The sequence below is a fragment of the Pelagibius sp. genome (assembly GCF_028289705.1).
Taxonomy (GTDB): Bacteria; Pseudomonadota; Alphaproteobacteria; order Kiloniellales; family Kiloniellaceae; genus Pelagibius.
The window spans coordinates 1-17,980 of record NZ_JANQOI010000087.1 but is presented as its reverse complement, the minus strand read 5'-3'; the positions used below and the strand labels follow the sequence as shown (position 1 = coordinate 17,980).

Below are 17,980 nucleotides of genomic sequence, written 5' to 3'. Positions count from 1 at the left end.
GCTCAGGTCCTCGTGGGATTGCGGGTCATCCGGTGGGACGACAAGAAGGCGGTGAGTTCGGCGGTGTCGGGCATGGCCGAGGCGCAGCCCCGGCGGGAGACCACCACGGCCGCCGCGGCGGAGCCCTGGCGGATCGCGTCCTCCGGGCTTGCGTCGGTCAGGAGTGCGGCAACCAGGCCGCCCATGAAGGCATCGCCGGCGCCGTAAGGCTTCAGCGCCGTTACGGGGAAGATGCCGCTGTCCATGCGCGCGCCTGCCGTCAGCAGGGAGGCGCCGCCCACCCCGCGCTTCAGGAGGACGCCGCGCCCGGCCTCTGCCGTCAGCGCTGCCGCCGCGGCCTCGCCGTCGCCATCCTCGGCGAAGACGGCGAACTCCTCTGCGTTGCCGACGATCAGATCGCTGAGGGCGGCGGCCTCGCCATAGACCGCGGCGGTTTCGGCGCGCGAGCGCCAGGCATAGGCGCGGTAGTCCAGGTCGAAGATCGTCACCGTATCGGCCGCCCGGGCCGCGGCCAGCAGCGCCAGGGTCGCGCTGCGCGAGGGCTCCGCAACCAGCGCCGTGCCCGTGACGATCAGCGCGCTGGCCTCGGCGACGCTGGCCCCAAGGGACTCGTCCAGAGTGAGCTGCAGGTCGGCGGCGTTGTTGCGGTAGATCGTGACCTCGCAGTCCTCGGCGCGCACCTCGGCAAACGCAAGGCTGGTCCGCGGATCGCCGGGGACCGAACGGACGTAGCGGGTGTCCACGCCGAGGGCGTTCAGGCGCCGGCGCACGAAGCGGCCCACCGGATCCTCGGAGAGCGTGCTCAGCAAACCCACCTTGACCCCCAGTCTGGCGAGCGCCACCGCGATGTTGCCGGCGGAGCCGCCGACATCGCTGGTAAAGGACGCCGCCTCCTCGATCTTGCCGCCGCTCTCTGCGGGATAGAGATCCATACCAGCGCGGCCCAGCACCAGCGCCCCGAGAGGGCGCCTTCGGTCGAACCGTTGTATCGCCAAGGGCTCCGTCATGGTCAGGGGGATCGTCTCGTCGCCTTGCGCCACCACCGCATCTCCCGTCGCGACCGAGGGCACGCCCGCTCCCGGGGCAAGGCCGCGCTGGATGCTTGACGGGCGATCCTATATGTCGGATAGAACGCTTGCAACCGGTTGCAGAATGAGAGCCGGAATGCAGCCACTGGGCGTCGAACTGAGATCGACAAGGAGAGTCACGTGCAGCTTTCCATCGGCAACGCGCCCTGTTCCTGGGGCGTCGAGTTCGCGGAAGATCCCCGCAATCCGCCCTGGCAGCGGGTTCTCGACCAGGCGGCAGCGGCCGGCTACGACGGCATCGAACTCGGGCCCATCGGCTACATGCCGGAAGACCCCGCGGTGCTGCGCGAAAGCCTCGCGGAATGGAATCTTTCGCTGATCGGCGGGATTGTCTTTCGCCCCTTTCACGATCCTTCCAAGTGGGACGAGGTGCTGGATGCCAGCCGGCGCACCTGCGCGTCCCTGGCCGCGCACGGCGCCAAGCTGCTGGTCCTGATCGATTCCATCGCCGCCAGCCGGGCCCCGACGGCAGGCCGCCCCGAAGAGGCCGAGCGCCTGGCCGGCGACGACTGGCGCGGCTTCGTCGAGCGCCTTCGCAGCGTCGCCCGCATGGGCCGGGAGGACTATGGCCTCACCGTCGGCCTGCACGCCCACGCCGCCGGATTCTGCGAGTTCGAAGACGAACTGGAGCGCGCGCTGGAGGAAGTCGACGAGACGCTGCTCTCGATCTGCCTGGACACCGGCCACTGTGTCTACGCGGGTTTCGATCCGGTGGACTTCTACAAGCGCCATGCCGAGCGCATCTGCTATCTTCACTTCAAGGACGTTGACCCGAGCATGAAATCCAAAGTGATCGAAGAGAGGATCGGCTTCTACGACGCCTGCGCCCAGGGCCTGTTCTGCACCCTCGGTCAAGGCTCCGTCGACTTTGCGCGGCTCCGCGAAGCGATGATCGCCGAGGACTTCGAGGGCTGGGCGACGGTGGAACAGGACTGCGACCCCGCGGGCGCCACATCGCCGGTCGACGACGCGCGGGCGAGCCTTGCCTATCTGCGCGAGGTCGGCCTCGCGCAGTGAGCCTTGGAGCGTTCATGAGCAAGCTTGCCTGGGGCCTCATCGGCGGCGGCGAAGACAGCCAGATCGGCAGAGCCCATCGCACTGCCGCGGGGCTGGACGGCGCCTTCGTCTTAGCCGCGGGCGCCCTGGACATAGACCCCGCGCGGGCGCGCGCCTTCGCGCTCGCACTGGGTGCCGCGCGCGACCGGGCCTACGGCGACTGGCGGGAGATGCTGGAAAGCGAATCGAAGCGGTCGGATCGCTTGGATCTGGTGACCGTCGCAACGCCGAACCAGACACACTTCGAGATCACCAAGGCCTTGCTGGAGGCGGGCTTCGACGTGCTCTGCGAAAAGCCGATGACCACCACGCTTGCCGAGGCCGAGGAAATCGTCGCCATCGCCCAGAAGAACCGCCGCCTCTGCGCCGTGAACTACGGCTATTCCGGCTATCCCCTGGTGCGCCAGATGCGCGCCATGGTCGCCGGTGGGGACCTTGGGCGTGTCCGCCTGGTGGTGGCGGAATTCGCCCACGGCTTCCATGCTGACGCAGACGACGCCGACAACCCGCGGGTGCGCTGGCGCTATGACCCGGCGCAGGCCGGCGTCTCCTCGGTGCTGGCCGACGCCGGCAGCCATGCGCTGCACATGGCCTGCTTCGTCACCGGGCAGGCGGTCACCCGCCTCTCCGCCGACTTCGCCTCCTGCATCGAGGGGCGTGCGCTGGAAGACGACGCGCAGATCGCCTTTCGCATGTCCGAGGGGGCGGTCGGACGGCTCTGGACCAGCGCCGTTGCGGTCGGGCGGATGCACGGGCTTACCTTGCAGGTCTTCGGCGAAAAGGGCGGCCTCAGTTGGGCGCAGGAACAGCCCAACCAACTGCGCTGGACACCGCTGAACGAGGCGACGCGCATCCTGGAGCGCGGCGGCTCGGGCCTCGCGCCGGCGGCCCAGCGCGCCTCGCGACTGGTGGTCGGGCACGCCGAAGGCATGTTCGGGGCCTTCGGCAACATCTACGCCGACCTGGCGGAGGTGATCCGCGCCCGAAAGGACGACAGGAACCCCGATCCGGATTGCCTGCACTTTCCGTCGGCGGCCGAGGGCCTGCACAGCATCGCCGCCATACACGCCGCCGCCGCCTCGGCTAAGGCCGGCGGTGCCTGGACCGACGTCTCCGCCTGACAGCCGGCGCCCTCACTCCGCGTGGGGACGGATCGTGTCGCGCTCGACCATACGGCAGGGAAAGATGCGCGCCTCTGCCGCGCGGTTCGGCTCCTCGACCTGGCTGACGATCAGTTCCACCGCGCTGACGATGATGTCATGGATCGGCTGGTGCACGGTGGTCAGGCGGTAGCCCTCCCAGCCCGCCATGGCGATGTCATTGAATCCGATCAGCCCGATATCCCCGGGAACGGCCAGCCCCCGGGCGCGGCAGGTGTCCCGCGCGCCCATGCAGAGAATGTCGTCGCCGCAGAAGACGGCTTCGGCGGTCGCCTCGTCGAGCAGCGCCGCCATGGTCTTGCGCCCGGCCTCGTAGCCGTAGGTTTCCGCATAGCGGATCTTCGCGATCTTGAGGCCGGCGCGGCCCAGGCGTTGCCTGAAGCCCTGAAGCCTGTCCTTGGTCGAGGAGGCCATCTTGGGTCCGCCGAGGAAGGCGATCGAGCGATAGCCCCGCTCCACCAGCAGATCCGCCGCAAGCGCGCCGCCGCGCACGTTGTCGGCTCCGACAACGTTCACGTCGAACGAAGCGCTCGGCTTGCCGAAGGCGTGAACCACCGGCAGCCGGGCCTCCGCCAGGGTCGTGGAGAAATGCGCCGGCAAGGTCGAGGAGGCGACGATGACGCCGTCGACGCTATACTGCATGAGCAACTCCAGGGACGCCTCGGCCTGCCTGTCGTCTGAAAGGTTGACCAGCAAGGGCCTCAGCCCCCGGTCTTGCAGTCCCGCAGTAAAGAGATCGAAGATCTCCATGAAGGCCGGGTTCTGGAAGTTGTTGGAGATCAGGCCGATCAGGGCAGTGCGCTTCGTGGTGAGGCTGCGGGCCAGCACGTTGGGACGGTAGCCCAGTTCGCGCGCCGCCTTTTCCACCTTCTTGCGCGTCCGAGTGGAGACGCTGGCCCCTTCGGTGAAGGTGCGCGACACGGCCGAGCGGGAGACCCCGGCCGCCTCCGCCACCTCCCGCAAGGTCACGCGCGTCTCGCCGCGTATGGCCCGATCCAAGGCCGGTCCTCCTCCGTCCCAAGGCCCGGGCCGACCATCGGCCCGGACAGCGATTCGCTAGGTGCCATCTTCGGCCACGGCGCCAGCGGTCACAACTCTGCGCTGTGAGACCACGCCTTGCAACCGATTGCAGGTCACAACCGGCTGAACCGCGATTCCCCGAGGGGCGGATCAGTTTTCCCGATCAGTTGGACGGGCGGATCAGGATCTTTCCGCGCTCCCTCCCCTCGGCGACGCCGAGGATCGACCGCTCCAGGTCCTCGAGACCCCGCACGTCCATGATCAGACGGTCGAAAGCGATCTCGCCGTCACGCACCGCCTCTGTGAGCAGCTGCACCGTCTCGCAGAATTCCTGGCGCGGGTAGACCCGGCTGCCGATGAAGCTCAGTTCCTTCATGATGGCGAAGGTGACGTTGTAGCGGGCGAACCTCTCCGCCGGAAAGCCGAGGGACACGATCCGGCCCCGTGGCGAGGCGGCCTCGACAGCGCAGCGGAGGCCGGCGTCGACGCCGGAGGTTTCGATCACCACATCGAAGCCCTCCCCCGCGCTTTGCGCGGCGAGCTTCGACAGGCAGGCGTCATTGATCGGATCGAAGGCGGCAAAGCCGTGACTCTCCACGAAGGCGCGCCGCGCCGCCATGGGCTCGGTGATGGCGATGTCGACGGCGCCCTGGCGCCGGGCCACCATGGCCGCGAAGAGCCCGATGGGCCCGCCGCCGATCACCAGAACCCGCTCGCCCGGTTTCAGGTCCGCGCGCTTGCAGGCGTGAAAGCCGACCGCGAAGGGTTCGGTGAGCGCCGCCACTTCGTCGGGCAGATCGTCGCCCAGCGGGATCAAGCGCTCCGCTGGCACGCTGACATACTCGGCGAAGGCGCCGTCCCGGTTGACGCCGATCACCACCAGCTTCTCGCAAACGTGGGGATGGCCGCGCCGGCAGGCGACGCAAACCCCGCAGGAGACCAGCGGATGCACGGCGACCCGCCGGCCGGGAGCCAGGCCCTCTTCCGCCTGCCCCTCGATGGCGGCAATGGTGCCCATGAACTCGTGGCCGGGGATCACCGGTGTGCGGGCGATGGGAATGTCACCGTTGAAGATGTGCGCGTCCGACCCGCAGATCCCTGTATAGCCGACCTTGATCAGCGCCTCGCCCGCCGACGGCTCCGGATCGCGCACCTGGCGCACGGCAAGACTTTTCCACTCTTCGAGTACCGCCGCCTTCATGCCGCTCCTCGGTTCACTGCGTTACGGGAACGAGGGTTCGGCCCTCGCCCAGGTCCGCTACCCAGCAAGCCACAAGCCTGCCTGAAGATCGACAACGAATTCGCCGGGTCTGCCCGGTGCTCCGTCCACCACTCATAGGAGCAGCAGAGTTTCCTCTTGCAATTAGATATTTTCCAAATTAGGAAAATATCTATGTCCAACGCCTTCAAAGCCCTGTCTTCCGAGCCGCGGCGCCGGATCCTCAACCATCTCGCCGGGGGACCCATGACTGTGGGAGAGATCGCGGCCCAGTTCGACATGGCGACCCCATCAATCTCGAAGCATCTTTCGGTGCTGAAAGAAGCCGGCCTGGTGCATGAGCAAAAGCGCGGGCAATTCGTGATTTACAGCGTTGCAGCCGACAGCCTCGCCAATGCGCTCTATGGCTTCCTTACCCCCTTCTGCCCCGACGCCCGGCGCATCGCTGCGAAAAGAAAGGAAAGGAAAGACGACGAATGACGTCTTCGGCCCTGACTCCCGCGACAATGCGCCTGGTCGACTTCCTCGGGGAGCTCGGCGGGCGCTGGGGGAACCCTCCTCTCCCCTGCCGTGTCCATGGATACCTTTTCCTCGCCGGGCGGCCCCTGCGGGAGAACGAAATCTGTCAAGCCCTGGAGCTGGACCCTGATTCGCTGAAGGAAGCCATGGCGTGGCTGGAGGCCTTCGGGCTCGTTGAATCGACTGCACCGGAACATTGGCAAACCGACAGCGATCCCTGGACCGTGATGATGCGGGCTCTGGAGGAACGCCGCCGCCGTGAATTGGCGCCGGCGCTTCAATTGCTGCGTGACTGTCGCAGAGAGTCTGCAACGGACCGATCCGCGGACCGCAGAGTCGACATGCAGATCGGGAAGCTGCTCACCCTCGTCGAGGACCTTGCGGCGATCGACTCTCAGGCCGGCCGTCTTTCCCCGCAGAGACTGCGACAGATCGTTCGCCTGGGTGGCAAGGCCGCCCGGTTCCTTGGCCCGGTTCCTTGATCGACGCCTCTGAGAGAAAGAACACCCATGAGTGACGGCAAATCGACGAATCAAGACCCCTATAAGGTCAACTCGCTCACCGGCCTCGACCAGGCGGACCCCGTGGAAGGAGAGGTTGTCTGGGACCCTCCGCGGTCGCTGTGGAACACGGGCATGTTCGGTGCCGCCATAGTCGCAGCACCCCTCACCTTCGAGTGGGGCGCCCTCGGCGCGTTTTGCGTGCTTGCCAGCGTTACACTTTGCGCCGGCCATTCGGTTGGCTTTCATCGCCGCCTGATTCACCGCAGCTTCGAGTGTCCCAAATGGTTGGAACGCATCATGCTGTGGTTGGGTACGGCCGTCGGCATGGGCGGCCCCCTGTGGACGATCCGCTATCACGACAGCCGAGACTGGGCACAGCGACAGCCGGACTGCCATTGGTATCTGCGCCACGAACTGCCGGTCCTCGTCGACGGGTTCTATTACCTCAACTTCAAACTCCAGCTTAAGAATCCGCCCGGATTCGATCCCGGTCCCGAGATCTCGCAAGACCGCTACGTGGCTTTCCTGCAGCGCACCTGGATGCTTCACCAGATACCCATCGCCATTGTCCTCTATCTTCTGGGTGGCCTGCCGTGGGTCATCTGGGGTGTCTGCGTGCGTGTCGCCGCCTGTACGACTCTGCACTGGGCCATCTCCTATCACGCGCATACCAAGGGGCCCCAAGACTGGCTCGTCGACGGCGCAGTGATCCAGGCTTACAACGTTCCTTGGCTCGCCATTCCCACCATGGGGGAGTCCTGGCACAACAACCATCATGCCTTTCCCAACTCTGCGCGGCACGGCCACTATCCCGGTCAGATCGATCTCGGATGGCAGTTCATTCGCCTGCTTCAGTGGCTGGGGCTGGCGTGGAACGTGAAGCTTCCAAAGAACCTTCCGCCGCGCCCGGGCATCTCACCGATAACTGACCGCGCGCTGGCGGCAGCGGCACCGGGCCAAGAAGCCTTGTCGAGCATGACGAAGTAGACAAACACGAGGCTTCCGGAACCGAGGTGACTGCCGGTCAGACTGAACAGCTTTACCTTGAAGCCGCAGTCCTGACCATGCGGCCCGGAGTCATGGCTGTGAGCAGCCCGTAAAGCGGGAAAGTCGGCGATTGCGGGCTGTGCACAGCAATAAGCGTTGACATTCGTCGCTGTTTTGAAAAAAATTCCAATAACGAAAATATTTTCAAGAATGACTTGATCGGGCGGCGATGTCGACACCGACAAGATTGGGGAGCGCAAACGCCCGCCAGGAGACCGAAATGGCGGCCCGGGCGGCGTGGCTGCATTTCGTCGGCGGGCTGACCCAGAGCGAGGTCGCCAAGCGCCTCAGCGTCCCCAACACCCGCGCCCACCGCTACATCGCCCGCGCCCAGAACGAAGGCCTGGTCCGGGTCTTCGTCGATATCGAGTCCGTAGATTGCGTCGCCCTGGAAACCCGGCTGATGGCGGCCTACGGCCTTTCCGCCTGCCGGGTCGCCATGGAGGCGCTGGAGACCGGCCCCCTGCCCCTGAGGGCGCTCAGCACGGTCGGCGCCGACTATCTGATGCAGGTCCTGGCCTCCGGCGCCCACGAGGTAATCGGCATCGGCCACGGCCGCACCATTGCCGCCTCGGTGGACGCCATGGGGCGCACGCCGAGCGAGGGCGCGCGCTTCGTCTCCATGCTGGGCGGCCTGACACGCAGCTACGCCGCCAACCCCTACGACGTGATCCACAATCTGGCGCGCAAGACCAACGCCGAGGCTTACTTGATGCCCGCGCCGCTGTTCGCCAACTCCGCCGAGGACAAGCGGGTGATGCTGGCGCAGTCCGGCCTTGCGGCGACCATGGAACTGATCGCCGAGGCCTCGCTGGTCATCGTCGGGATCGGCAACGTCGACCACACCGCCGGCAGCGCCTCCGCCGCCGCCCTGGACGGGCCGGATGCCATCGACGAACTGCGCCGAATGGGCGCGGCCGCGGAAATCCTCGGCCAGTTCCTGACCGTGGACGGCGCGCCGCTGCCCGCCGCATCCGACGAAAAAGTCATGGCCCCTGCCCTGGAAACCATGCGCGGCCGCGAGGTGGTCGCCATCGCCGGCGGCCTGGTCAAGTTCGAAGCCATCCGCGCGGCCCTGCGCAGCGGACTGCTTAGTGGATTGATTGTCGATGAGGCGACCGCTCGACGCCTTGTCGAGGAGCTGTGAGCCGGGCCGTCGGCCACAGTCGAGATAAGATGAGCAAACGGGAGGAACACAATGTACGAGAAAGAAAAGGATCTCATTGACGCGTTCCGCCGTGGGCAGATGAGCCGCCGCAGTTTGATCCGCGGCCTCGCTGCTCTGGGCGTCTCCGCCGGCACGGCCGGGGTGCTGGTGAACATGGTCTCGACCCAGGCGATGGCCGCCGACTTCGATTGGAAGAAGCACGCCGGCACCGGCGTCAAGCTGCTGCTCAACAAGCATCCCTACACCGATGCGATGATCGCCAACCTGGAGAACTTCAAGTCCCTCACCGGGATGGAAGTGAGCTACGACGTCTTCCCCGAGGACGTCTACTTCGACAAGGTGACCGCCGCCCTCTCCTCGCGCTCCAGCGAGTACGACGCCTTCATGACCGGCGCCTACATGACCTGGACCTACGGGCCCGCCGGCTGGATCCCCGACCTTAACGAGTGGATCCAGGACAGCGGCAAAACCTCGCCCACCTATAACTGGGAAGACATGCTGGAAGGCGTGCGCAAGTCCTGCGCCTGGAACGGTCGGCCCGGCGGCGAGCTCGGCTCCCCCGACGCCAAGCAGTGGTGCGTGCCCTGGGGCTACGAGCAGAACAACCTCGCCTACAACGAGGGCATGCTGAAGCAGATCGGCGCCTCGGTGCCGACCAACATGTCCGAGCTGATCGAGGTGGCGGCCAAGGCCACCAAGGAGATCGACGGCGTCTACGGCATCGGCGTGCGCGGCTCGCGGAGCTGGGCGACAATCCACCCGGGCTTCCTCTCGGCCTATGCCAACTTCAACGAGAAGGACCTGAACGTCGCCGCCGACGGCAAACTCTCCGCCGCCATGAACACCGCCGGCTCCAAGGCCTTCCACGCCGACTGGGTACGGATGATCCAGGAAAGCGGTGCGGCCGACTGGTCGTCCCACACCTGGTATCAGGTCGGCACCGATCTCGGCGCCGGCAAGTCGGCGATGATCTTCGACGCCGACATCCTGGGCTACTTCATGAACGGCGGCGGTAACGCCATGGCCGGCAAGCTGGCCTATGCCCCCTTCGCGGCCAACCCCGCGGCCTCGGCGCCGACGCCCAACATCTGGATCTGGTCGCTCTCCATGTCCAACTTCTCCACCAAGAAGGACGCGGCCTGGTACTTCATCCAGTGGGCCTCCGGGCCGGAGCATGGCCTCTTCGGCGCCACCCAGATGGATTTCGTCAATCCGGTGCGGGAATCGGTCTGGGCCGACGCGGGCTTCCGCGAACGGCTGGACAAGAGCTATCCGGGCTATGTCGCCATGCACGACCTCTCGGCACCGGGGGCGAGCATCAAGTTCACCGCCCAGCCGCTGTTCTTCGACCTCACCACGGAGTGGGCCTCCAGCCTGCAGAAGATGGTGGCGAAGGAACTGCCGGTGGACGAAGGCCTCGACCAACTGGCCGACAGCGTCAACCGTCAGCTCAAGGACGCCGGCCTCGGCTGAGCCTGCGAGGCGGCCCGCTCCCGCGGCGGGCCGCCTTCCGCTTCTGCGACCTGTCAAACCCGATGCCGCGCAGAGTTGGGATCGGTTAAGGTAGGTCACTGAAGAACTCGAAGGGTCCTCCCCATGGCGACGCTGAGCGACATCTCCGTCCCGCGCCGGCGCTTCGCGGTCTCGCGCCGCGCCCTGCCCTATCTCCTGAGTCTGCCGGCGCTTCTGGTCTGCATCGCCATCCTCGTGCCCTTCTTCACGGCGGTCTATTACTCGCTGCAGCGCTTCCGCCTCTCCCAGCCCTGGAACCGGGGCATGAACTGGGGGGAGAACTACGTCAACTTCCTCTCCGACCCGGACTTCTGGAACACCCTGCAGATCTCCCTGACCTACGCCTTTCTGACCGTGGGTCTGGAGCTTCTGCTCGGCCTCGGCATCGCGCTGCTGCTGAGACGGCGCAGCCGCATCAATAACTTCATCTCCATCATGCTGTTGATGCCGCTGATGACGGCGCCGGCCCTGGCAGCGCTGATGTGGAAGCTGATGACCAATCCGAACTTCGGTATCCTCAGCTACTTCGCGTCCCTGGTCGGCCTTCCGGATTTCCGCTGGGGCTCCTCGCCCGACACGGCGTTGCTGACGGTGGTGCTGGTCGATATCTGGGTCTACACGCCCTTCATGATGATCCTGCTGCTGGCCGGGCTGCGCTCCCTGCCGACCCAGCCCTTCGAGGCGGCGGCGCTGGACGGCGTGCCGCGCTTCCAGCAGTTCTGGCGCATCACCCTGCCGATGCTCTCGCCCTATATCCTCACCGCCTGTCTGTTCCGCCTGCTGGACTCGATCCAGCAGTTCGACATCATCTACGCCCTCACCCAGGGCGGGCCGGGCGACACGCTGATGGTCTTCCAGGTGGAGGCCTATCTGAACTTCTTCCAGTCGACCAACGTCGGGCGCTCGGCGGCGCTCCTGATGATCCTCTGGGTGGTCACCTATTTCCTGTCCTACTTCTTCATCAAGTCCTGGCTGCGGCTGCGCGAGCGCGCCCGGGGGGAGGCCTGAGCCATGGACCACATGTCGCTCACCGAGAAGTGGCTGCGGGGGATCGCCCTGACCCTAGTGGTGCTGTTCTTCATGTTCCCGATCTTCTGGATCGTGCTCATGAGCCTGCAGACCAACGAGACCATCCTGCGCAGCCCGCCCTCCATGGTCTTCGAGCCGACCCTGAAGAACTACGTCGCCATCATCACCGGCAAGCTGGACTCCCATGTCGCGTCCATGGATATCGCCTTCATGCGCAACCTCTGGAACTCGATCCTGCTGTCGGTCTGCTCGGTGGCCGTCGCCCTGCTGCTGGGGGTGCCCGCCGCCTATGCCTTCGCCCGCCACAAGTTCCGCGGTTCGGAGGACATCGCCTTCACGCTGCTGTCGTTCCGCTTCGCGCCGCCGCTGCTGGTGCTGCTGCCGCTGACCATCTACTTCCAGGACATCGGCCTGGCCAACACCTACTTCGGGCTGATCTGGGTCTATCAGTTGATCTGTCTGCCGCTGATCCTCTGGATCGTCCGCGGCTACTTCGAGGACATCAGCCCTGATCTGGAGAACGCCTACCGCATCGCCGGACACTCCTGGCTCTCCACCTTCCGGCGCATCGCCCTGCCGCTGGCCGGGCCCGGCATCGCCGCGGCGGGCCTGCTCGCCTTCATCTTTGCCTGGAACAACTTCATCTTCGCCCTGGTGCTGGCTTCGGCGGACAAGCAGCCGGTGACCGTCGGCGCCCTGGCCTTCGTCACCGCCTCGGGCATCCAGTACGGCCAGATCGCCGCGGCGGTCGTGCTCTCCATCGCGCCGACCCTGGCGCTCGCCCTCTATGCCCAGCGCTACCTCGTCGAGGGTCTGTCGCTCGGCGCGGTGAAGGGGTGAGGCCATGCCGGAGCTGCGCATCGAAAACCTGACCAAGCGGTTCAAGAGCGAAACCGTTCTGGACGACGTCGGCTTCACCGTCGAGGAAGGCCGGACCCTGGTGCTCTTCGGCCCTTCCGGGTCGGGCAAGACCGTTCTGCTGCGCTGCATCGCCGGGGCGGAAGAGCCGGAGGACGGGCACATCCTGATCGGCGGTCATGAAATGCGGGAGGTGCCGCCGGAGCACCGCGGCATCGGCATGGCCTTCCAGAACTTCGCCCTCTTCCCGCATATGACGGCCTTCGACAACATCGCCAGTCCGCTGGCCGCCCGAAAGCTGCCCCGCGACCGGATCCGCGAGGACGTGGAGCGCGTCGCCAAGCTGCTGAAGATCGACCACGTGCTGAGCCATGCGCCCCGCGCCCTCTCCAACGGCCAGAAGCAGCGCACCGCCCTCGCCCGCGCTCTGGCAGCGGCCCCCAGCCTGTTGCTGCTCGACGATCCGCTGCGCAACGTCGATGCCAAGCTGCGCTTCGAGATGCGCCTGGAACTGCCCCGCCTGCTGGCGGACCAGGGCGCCACCGTCATCTACGTCACCCAGGACTACAAGGAGGCCATGGCCCTGGGAGACCGGATCGCCGTGCTCTCGGCAGGGCAGATCACCCAGGCGGGCACGCCGGAGGACATCTACCGCCGGCCCGCCTCCATCGAGATCGCGCGCCTCTTCGGCGACCCCACCATCAACCTGCTCGATGTCGTGCCGGAGAAGGACGGCGGCGGGGTTTTCGTCCGACTTTCCGGCCAGAGGGTGCCCTTGGATGGCGGCCTGGAGGCGGCCGTCGGCAAGGACTGCGTGCTCGGCCTGCGGCCTGAGTCCCTGCGCTTCGCTGAAAGCCAGGACGGCATCCCGGTCACCATCGAGGCGGAGACCCCCTTCAACGAAAAGACGGTGACCCTGGTGGTGACCGAACGGGGCCGCGAGATCCTGATATCGCGGCCGGCGGGCACCGAGGCGCCCAGCGAGGGCAAGACCAGCATCGAGGTCGAGTCGTCCGAAGCCCTGCTGTTCGACCGCGCCACCCAGTCGCGGATCGTGCCGGACCAGGGCGGCGGCACCAGCGAGGCGGCGGCATGAGCGAGGCACTGCTGGAACTGCGCTCCGTCGACAAGTTCTACAACCCCGGCGGCGCCAACGAGGTGCACGCCGTGCGCGCCTTCGACATGGCGGTGAGTAAGGGCGAGATCGTCGCGCTCCTCGGCTCCTCCGGCTGCGGCAAGACCTCGACGCTGAGGATGATCGCCGGCTTCGAGGAGGTCTCCAAAGGCGCCATCGGCGTCAACGGGCGGGAGATCCACCGCCTGGCGCCGGCCAAGCGCAACGTCGCCATGGCCTTCGAGGGCTACTCCCTCTATCCGCCGCTGACGGTGCGCGACAACATCGCCTTCGCCCTCAAGTCGCTGTCCCTCGACAAGCGCGAGGTCGAGCGGCGGGTGGGCGAGATCGCCCAGCTCCTCGAAATCGAGGACGTGCTGGAGCGCTATCCCAGCTCGATCTCCGGCGGCCAGCAGCAGCGCGCGAGCCTGGGGCGGGCGCTGATCCGCGATGCCGACCTGCATCTGCTGGACGAGCCCATGGGTCAGCTCGAACCGCAGCTCCGTGCCCTGCTGCGCGGGCGGATCAAGCATTTCATCAAGGAGCGTGGCCTGACGGCGATTCTCGTCACCCACGACCAGACCGAGGCCAACGCCCTGGCCGACCGCATCGCGGTGATGGAAGGCGGTGTGATGCAGCAGTTCGACACGCCGGCCAACCTGAAGGACCGCCCCGCCAACCTCTTCACCGGCGCCTTCATCGGTGAGCCGCCGATGAACGTCTTCGAGGCCGAGGTGCGCAGCGACAACGGACGGATCAACTTCGGCCTCGGCGGCGGCGTCGCCCTGGATTATGCCGAGAACGAGTTCTCCCTGGCGCTGCGGGCCGCGCTGGCCAAGAAACCCCAGGTCACGATCGGCGTACGGCCCCACGCCGTGCGCATATCGTCCGAGGGTGCGCAGGCTGAGGTGACGGCCAACCAGTGGCTTGGCGACCAGACCCACATCGCCGCGCGCTTCGCCGGCGGCTCGATCGTGTCGGTCGAGCACGAGCGTACACGCTACGCGAAGGGCGACGTCATCGGGGTGGTGCTGGACTCGGCGAACCTTCACGTCTTCGACACCGAGACCGGCGCGGCCATCAGCCACGGCGGAGCCCTGGCGTGACCGGCGATCTTCTGATCGGCATCGATGCAGGGACTTCGGTCATCAAGGCGGTCGCCTTCGATCTCACCGGCCACGAGATCGCCATGGTCAGCCGCCGCAACCACTACGTCACGCTGCCCAACGGCGGCGTCGAACAGGACATGCGCCGCACCTGGGACGACACCGTCGCCGTGCTGCGCGATCTGGGAGAGAAGGTCGAGAACCTCTCCGGCCGTGCCCTGGCCCTCTCCGTCACCGGCCAGGGCGACGGCTGCTGGCTGATCGACGGCGCCGGGGAGCCGGTGCATGACGGCTGGCTGTGGCTGGACGGCCGTGCGGTCGTGGAAGCGCGGGAGATCGCGGACTCCGACGGCATGGAGTTGATCTACCGCACCACCGGTGCCGGGGTGAACGTCTGCCAGATGCGCACCCATCTGACCTGGATCAGGCGCCACCAGCCGGAACTTCTGGAGCGCGCCGAAACGGCCCTGCACTGCAAGGACTGGCTCTACTTCAAGCTCACCGGCCGGCGTGTCGCCGATCCCACCGAGAGCGTTTTCACCTTCGGCGATTTCCGAACCAGACAGTATTCCGAAGAGGTGCTGCAGGCGCTGGGTCTCAGCGATCTGCGCCGGCTGCTGCCGCCCATCGTCGACGGCGCGGTGCACGCGGACGCGCTGACCGACGAGGCCGCGGCGGCGACGGGCCTGCCCCAGGGCCTGCCGGTCACCCTCGCCTATGTCGATGTCATGTGCTGTGCCATGGCCGCGGGGCTGCACGACGCGCGGGTCCAGCCCGGCCTGACCCTGCTGGGCAGCACCGGCATGCACATGCGCTTCGCCCCGGATGCCGATGCCGTGGTGCTGAACGATCAGCGCTGCGGCTACACCATGGGCTTTCCGGGCCGCGCCTATGCCCAGATGCAGACCAACATGGCCGCGACCCTGAACATCGACTGGGTGCTCGGTCTCGCCCGGGAGATCCTGGCCGCCGAGGGCGTCGAGCGCAGCCTGGAGGAGCTGCTGGGCGGGCTGGACGAGCGGGTCATGGACGCCCAGCCCGGCGCCGCGCTCTATCATCCCTACATCTCCGCCGCCGGCGAGCGGGGGCCCTTCGTGGAGCCCAACGCAAGGGCGAGCTTCACCGGACTGCAGCAGAGCACCGGCTGGTTCGGGCTGATCCGCGCGGTCTACGAGGGGCTCGCCCTGGCGGCGCGGGACTGCTATGCGGCCATGGGGCCGATGCCCGGCGAGATCCGTCTTTCGGGCGGCGCCGCCCGTTCCGCCGGCCTGCGCAGGATCCTGGCGGCGGCCCTAGGCCGCCCGGTGCGCACCGTCGCTCAGGAGGAGGCCGGCGCCGCCGGGGCGGTGATGATCGCCGCCGTGCAACAGGGCCTCTACCCCGACATCGACGCCTGCACCGAGGCCTGGGTGACACCGCTGCTGCAGCCGGAGGAACCGCCGGACCCACAGCTCACCGGGATCTATGACGCGCTCTACGAGGTCTATTTGGCGACGCGCCAGGCGATGGTCCCGGCCTGGGCCGGGATGGTCGACGCGCGGAGAGCCCTGTCATGACCACGGAGATCGCGATCATCGGCGACCGCTTCATGCTCTCGGCCCTGTTCGAAGAGGCACTCCAGGAAGCCTGTGGCGCGAAGGTTCGCTGCCACGGCCTCGACCTGCCCTGGCCGGACGAGCCCATGGAGCACGGCTACGCCAAAGCGGGCATGGACGGTCTCAAGGAATACATGGGCGATCCGGACGAGGTGATCGCGCACATCGGCCCGGCGCCGGTGCTGGTCACCCACCTCGCCCCCCTCTCCGCCGCCATGTTCGCGGCCATGCCAGACCTCAGACTGGTCGCCGTCTCCCGCGGCGGGCCCGTGAACATCGACATGGGCGCGGCGGCCAGGCACGGCGTCACCGTGGTCAACACGCCGGGCCGCAACGCCTCGGCGGTGGCGGAGTTCACCATCGGCGCCATCCTGGCCGAAACCCGCAACATCACCAAGGGTCACGATGCCTTGCGCCGCGGCGAGTTCCGCGGCGACCTCTACCGCGCCGACGTGACCGGCGATGAGCTTTCGGAGATGACCGTCGGCGTCATCGGCTACGGCAACATCGGCACCCGGGTGGTGCGGCTGCTGCGCGCCTTCGGCTGCAGCATCCTGGTCACAGATCCCTACGTGCAGTTGCTGCCCGACGACGCGGCCGCCGGCGTGACGATGGTCGAACTGAACCAGCTTCTCGCCGAGTCCGACGTGGTGACGCTGCACCCGCGGGTGACCGAGGAGACGCGGGGGATGATGGACGCCGCCGCCTTCGCCGCCATGCGGCCGGGATCGGTGATCGTCAACACCGCGCGCGGCCCGCTGATGGACTACGACGCGCTCTACGAGGCGCTCTCTTCGGGCCATCTCGGCGGGGCGATGTTGGAGACCTTCGCCATCGAGCCGGTACCCGCCGACTGGCCGCTGCTCAGCCTGCCCAACGTCACCCTGACGCCCCACATCGCCGGCGCCTCCCTCAAGACCGTGCGCATCGCCGCCGCCAAGGCGGCCGAGGAGGTGCGGCGCTGGATCGCGGGCGAACCGCCCCTCAATCCCTGCTGAAGCGCCGATGAAGACCGCCGCCAATGACCCCGTGGATCTTCTCGTTGTCGGCGGCGGCGTCAATGGGGCCGGCCTGGCGCGGGACGCCGCGGGCCGCGGCCTCAGCGTCCTGCTCTGCGAGAAGGGCGATCTCGCCGAAGGCACCTCCTCGCGCTCCGGCAAGTACATTCACGGCGGACTGCGTTACCTGGAGTACTACGAGTTCCGCCTGGTGCGCGAGGCCCTGATCGAGCGCGAGGTGCTGCTCCAAATCGCCCCGCAGCTCACCTGGCCCATGCGCCTGGTCCTGCCCCACAGCCCGGAGCAGCGCCCGCGCTGGCTGATCCGTCTCGGCCTGTTCCTCTACGACCACCTCGGCGGGCGCAAGCGCATCCCGGCGACCAGCGCCGTCGACCTGCGCCGGTCACCGGAAGGTACGGTGCTGCGCGACGATTTCTCCAGGGCTTTCGCCTACTGGGACGTCTGGGTCGACGATGCCCGGCTGGTGGTGCTCAATGCCGTCGACGCAGCACGGCACGGTGCCGAGGTGCTGACTCGCACCGCATGCGTTTCGGCGCGCCGAGATGACCAAGGAGCCTGGCTTGTCAGCCTGCGGGACATGGAAAGCGGAGCCCTGCGGGAAGTGAGCGCCCGCGCCATCGTCAATGCCGCCGGGCCCTGGGTGGAACAGGTGCTGGGCACCGTCGCCGGCGTCAATGCCCGGCGGCACGTGCGGCTCGTCAAAGGCAGCCACATCATCCTGAAGCGCTGGTGGAGCGGCGACCATGGCTACGTGCTCCAGGCTCACGACAAGCGCCTGATCTTCGTCAATCCCTACTTCGACGACCTGGCCCTGGTGGGAACCACCGACGTGCCCTATGGCGAGCGCCCGGAGGATGTGGCCATCGACGGCGGCGAGGTCGACTATCTGCTCGCCATCCTGAACCGCTACTTCCGGACGGAACTCTCGGCGGGCGATGTCATCACCGCCTACTCCGGGGTCCGCCCG

The 17,980-nt window shown here is 67.2% G+C and carries 17 protein-coding genes; 14 read left to right on the top strand and 3 right to left on the bottom strand.

All coding sequences use genetic code 11. From position 1 onward, the window contains the following. Nucleotides 1-2: 2 nt before the first annotated feature. On the bottom strand, nt 3-1,070 hold the full coding sequence (gene iolC / locus Q0996_RS10770; protein WP_299618904.1) for a 5-dehydro-2-deoxygluconokinase: 1,068 nt from the start codon (nt 1,068-1,070) through the stop codon (nt 3-5). A gap of 138 nt (nt 1,071-1,208) precedes the next feature. Between iolC and Q0996_RS10765 the strand changes: the two genes are divergently transcribed. Together Q0996_RS10765 and Q0996_RS10760 are read left to right on the top strand one after the other, a co-directional pair. Then, nucleotides 1,209-2,105, top strand: coding sequence for a TIM barrel protein (locus Q0996_RS10765; RefSeq protein ID WP_299618901.1), 897 nt, complete (start codon nt 1,209-1,211; stop codon nt 2,103-2,105). A 14-nt stretch (nt 2,106-2,119) separates the two neighbouring features. Further along, nucleotides 2,120-3,265: a Gfo/Idh/MocA family protein gene (locus Q0996_RS10760; RefSeq protein ID WP_299618898.1), complete on the top strand. Its 1,146-nt coding sequence runs from the start codon at nt 2,120-2,122 to the stop codon at nt 3,263-3,265. Nucleotides 3,266-3,277: 12 nt separating this feature from the next. On the opposite strand, the gene Q0996_RS10755 is transcribed toward Q0996_RS10760, so the two are convergent. Continuing rightward, nucleotides 3,278-4,303 carry a LacI family DNA-binding transcriptional regulator gene (locus tag Q0996_RS10755; RefSeq protein ID WP_299618895.1) on the bottom strand — a complete coding sequence of 342 codons (1,026 nt, stop codon included), beginning with the start codon at nt 4,301-4,303 and terminating at the stop codon, nt 3,278-3,280. A gap of 184 nt (nt 4,304-4,487) precedes the next feature. Next, the gene (locus Q0996_RS10750) at nt 4,488-5,525 is read right to left on the bottom strand and encodes a zinc-binding dehydrogenase (RefSeq protein ID WP_299618893.1); all 1,038 of its coding nucleotides are present in this window, start codon (nt 5,523-5,525) and stop codon (nt 4,488-4,490) included. A 192-nt stretch (nt 5,526-5,717) separates the two neighbouring features. Between Q0996_RS10750 and Q0996_RS10745 the strand changes: the two genes are divergently transcribed. The 12 genes from Q0996_RS10745 to Q0996_RS10690 all read left to right on the top strand — a co-directional run. Continuing rightward, nucleotides 5,718-6,023: a metalloregulator ArsR/SmtB family transcription factor gene (locus Q0996_RS10745; RefSeq protein ID WP_299618890.1), complete on the top strand. Its 306-nt coding sequence runs from the start codon at nt 5,718-5,720 to the stop codon at nt 6,021-6,023. Continuing rightward, nucleotides 6,020-6,544 carry a hypothetical protein gene (locus tag Q0996_RS10740; protein ID WP_299618888.1) on the top strand — a complete coding sequence of 175 codons (525 nt, stop codon included), beginning with the start codon at nt 6,020-6,022 and terminating at the stop codon, nt 6,542-6,544. Before Q0996_RS10745 ends, Q0996_RS10740 begins: the two co-directional genes overlap by 4 nt. A 27-nt stretch (nt 6,545-6,571) precedes the next feature. After that, nucleotides 6,572-7,552, top strand: coding sequence for an acyl-CoA desaturase (locus Q0996_RS10735; RefSeq protein WP_299618886.1), 981 nt, complete (start codon nt 6,572-6,574; stop codon nt 7,550-7,552). 280 nt (nt 7,553-7,832) lie between these two features. Further along, complete coding sequence (locus tag Q0996_RS10730) at nt 7,833-8,759, top strand: sugar-binding transcriptional regulator (RefSeq protein WP_299618884.1); 927 nt, start codon at nt 7,833-7,835, stop codon at nt 8,757-8,759. Between the two features lie 51 nt (nt 8,760-8,810). Then, on the top strand, nt 8,811-10,253 hold the full coding sequence (locus tag Q0996_RS10725) for an extracellular solute-binding protein (protein ID WP_299618881.1): 1,443 nt from the start codon (nt 8,811-8,813) through the stop codon (nt 10,251-10,253). A gap of 123 nt (nt 10,254-10,376) precedes the next feature. Continuing rightward, nucleotides 10,377-11,300 carry a carbohydrate ABC transporter permease gene (locus Q0996_RS10720; RefSeq protein WP_299618878.1) on the top strand — a complete coding sequence of 308 codons (924 nt, stop codon included), beginning with the start codon at nt 10,377-10,379 and terminating at the stop codon, nt 11,298-11,300. Nucleotides 11,301-11,303: 3 nt separating this feature from the next. Further along, on the top strand, nt 11,304-12,161 hold the full coding sequence (locus Q0996_RS10715) for a carbohydrate ABC transporter permease (protein WP_299618875.1): 858 nt from the start codon (nt 11,304-11,306) through the stop codon (nt 12,159-12,161). Nucleotides 12,162-12,165: 4 nt separating this feature from the next. Next, nucleotides 12,166-13,275, top strand: coding sequence for an ABC transporter ATP-binding protein (locus Q0996_RS10710; RefSeq protein WP_299618872.1), 1,110 nt, complete (start codon nt 12,166-12,168; stop codon nt 13,273-13,275). Then, nucleotides 13,272-14,399, top strand: coding sequence for an ABC transporter ATP-binding protein (locus Q0996_RS10705; protein WP_299618869.1), 1,128 nt, complete (start codon nt 13,272-13,274; stop codon nt 14,397-14,399). Before Q0996_RS10710 ends, Q0996_RS10705 begins: the two co-directional genes overlap by 4 nt. Beyond that, nucleotides 14,396-15,955, top strand: a complete 1,560-nt coding sequence (locus tag Q0996_RS10700; RefSeq protein ID WP_299618866.1) for an FGGY-family carbohydrate kinase — start codon at nt 14,396-14,398, stop codon at nt 15,953-15,955. Before Q0996_RS10705 ends, Q0996_RS10700 begins: the two co-directional genes overlap by 4 nt. Continuing rightward, complete coding sequence (locus Q0996_RS10695) at nt 15,952-16,992, top strand: 2-hydroxyacid dehydrogenase (RefSeq protein ID WP_299618863.1); 1,041 nt, start codon at nt 15,952-15,954, stop codon at nt 16,990-16,992. Before Q0996_RS10700 ends, Q0996_RS10695 begins: the two co-directional genes overlap by 4 nt. 7 nt (nt 16,993-16,999) lie before the next feature. Next, the coding region (locus Q0996_RS10690) for a glycerol-3-phosphate dehydrogenase (RefSeq protein ID WP_299618860.1) at nt 17,000-17,980 on the top strand (981 nt) is incomplete at its 3' end.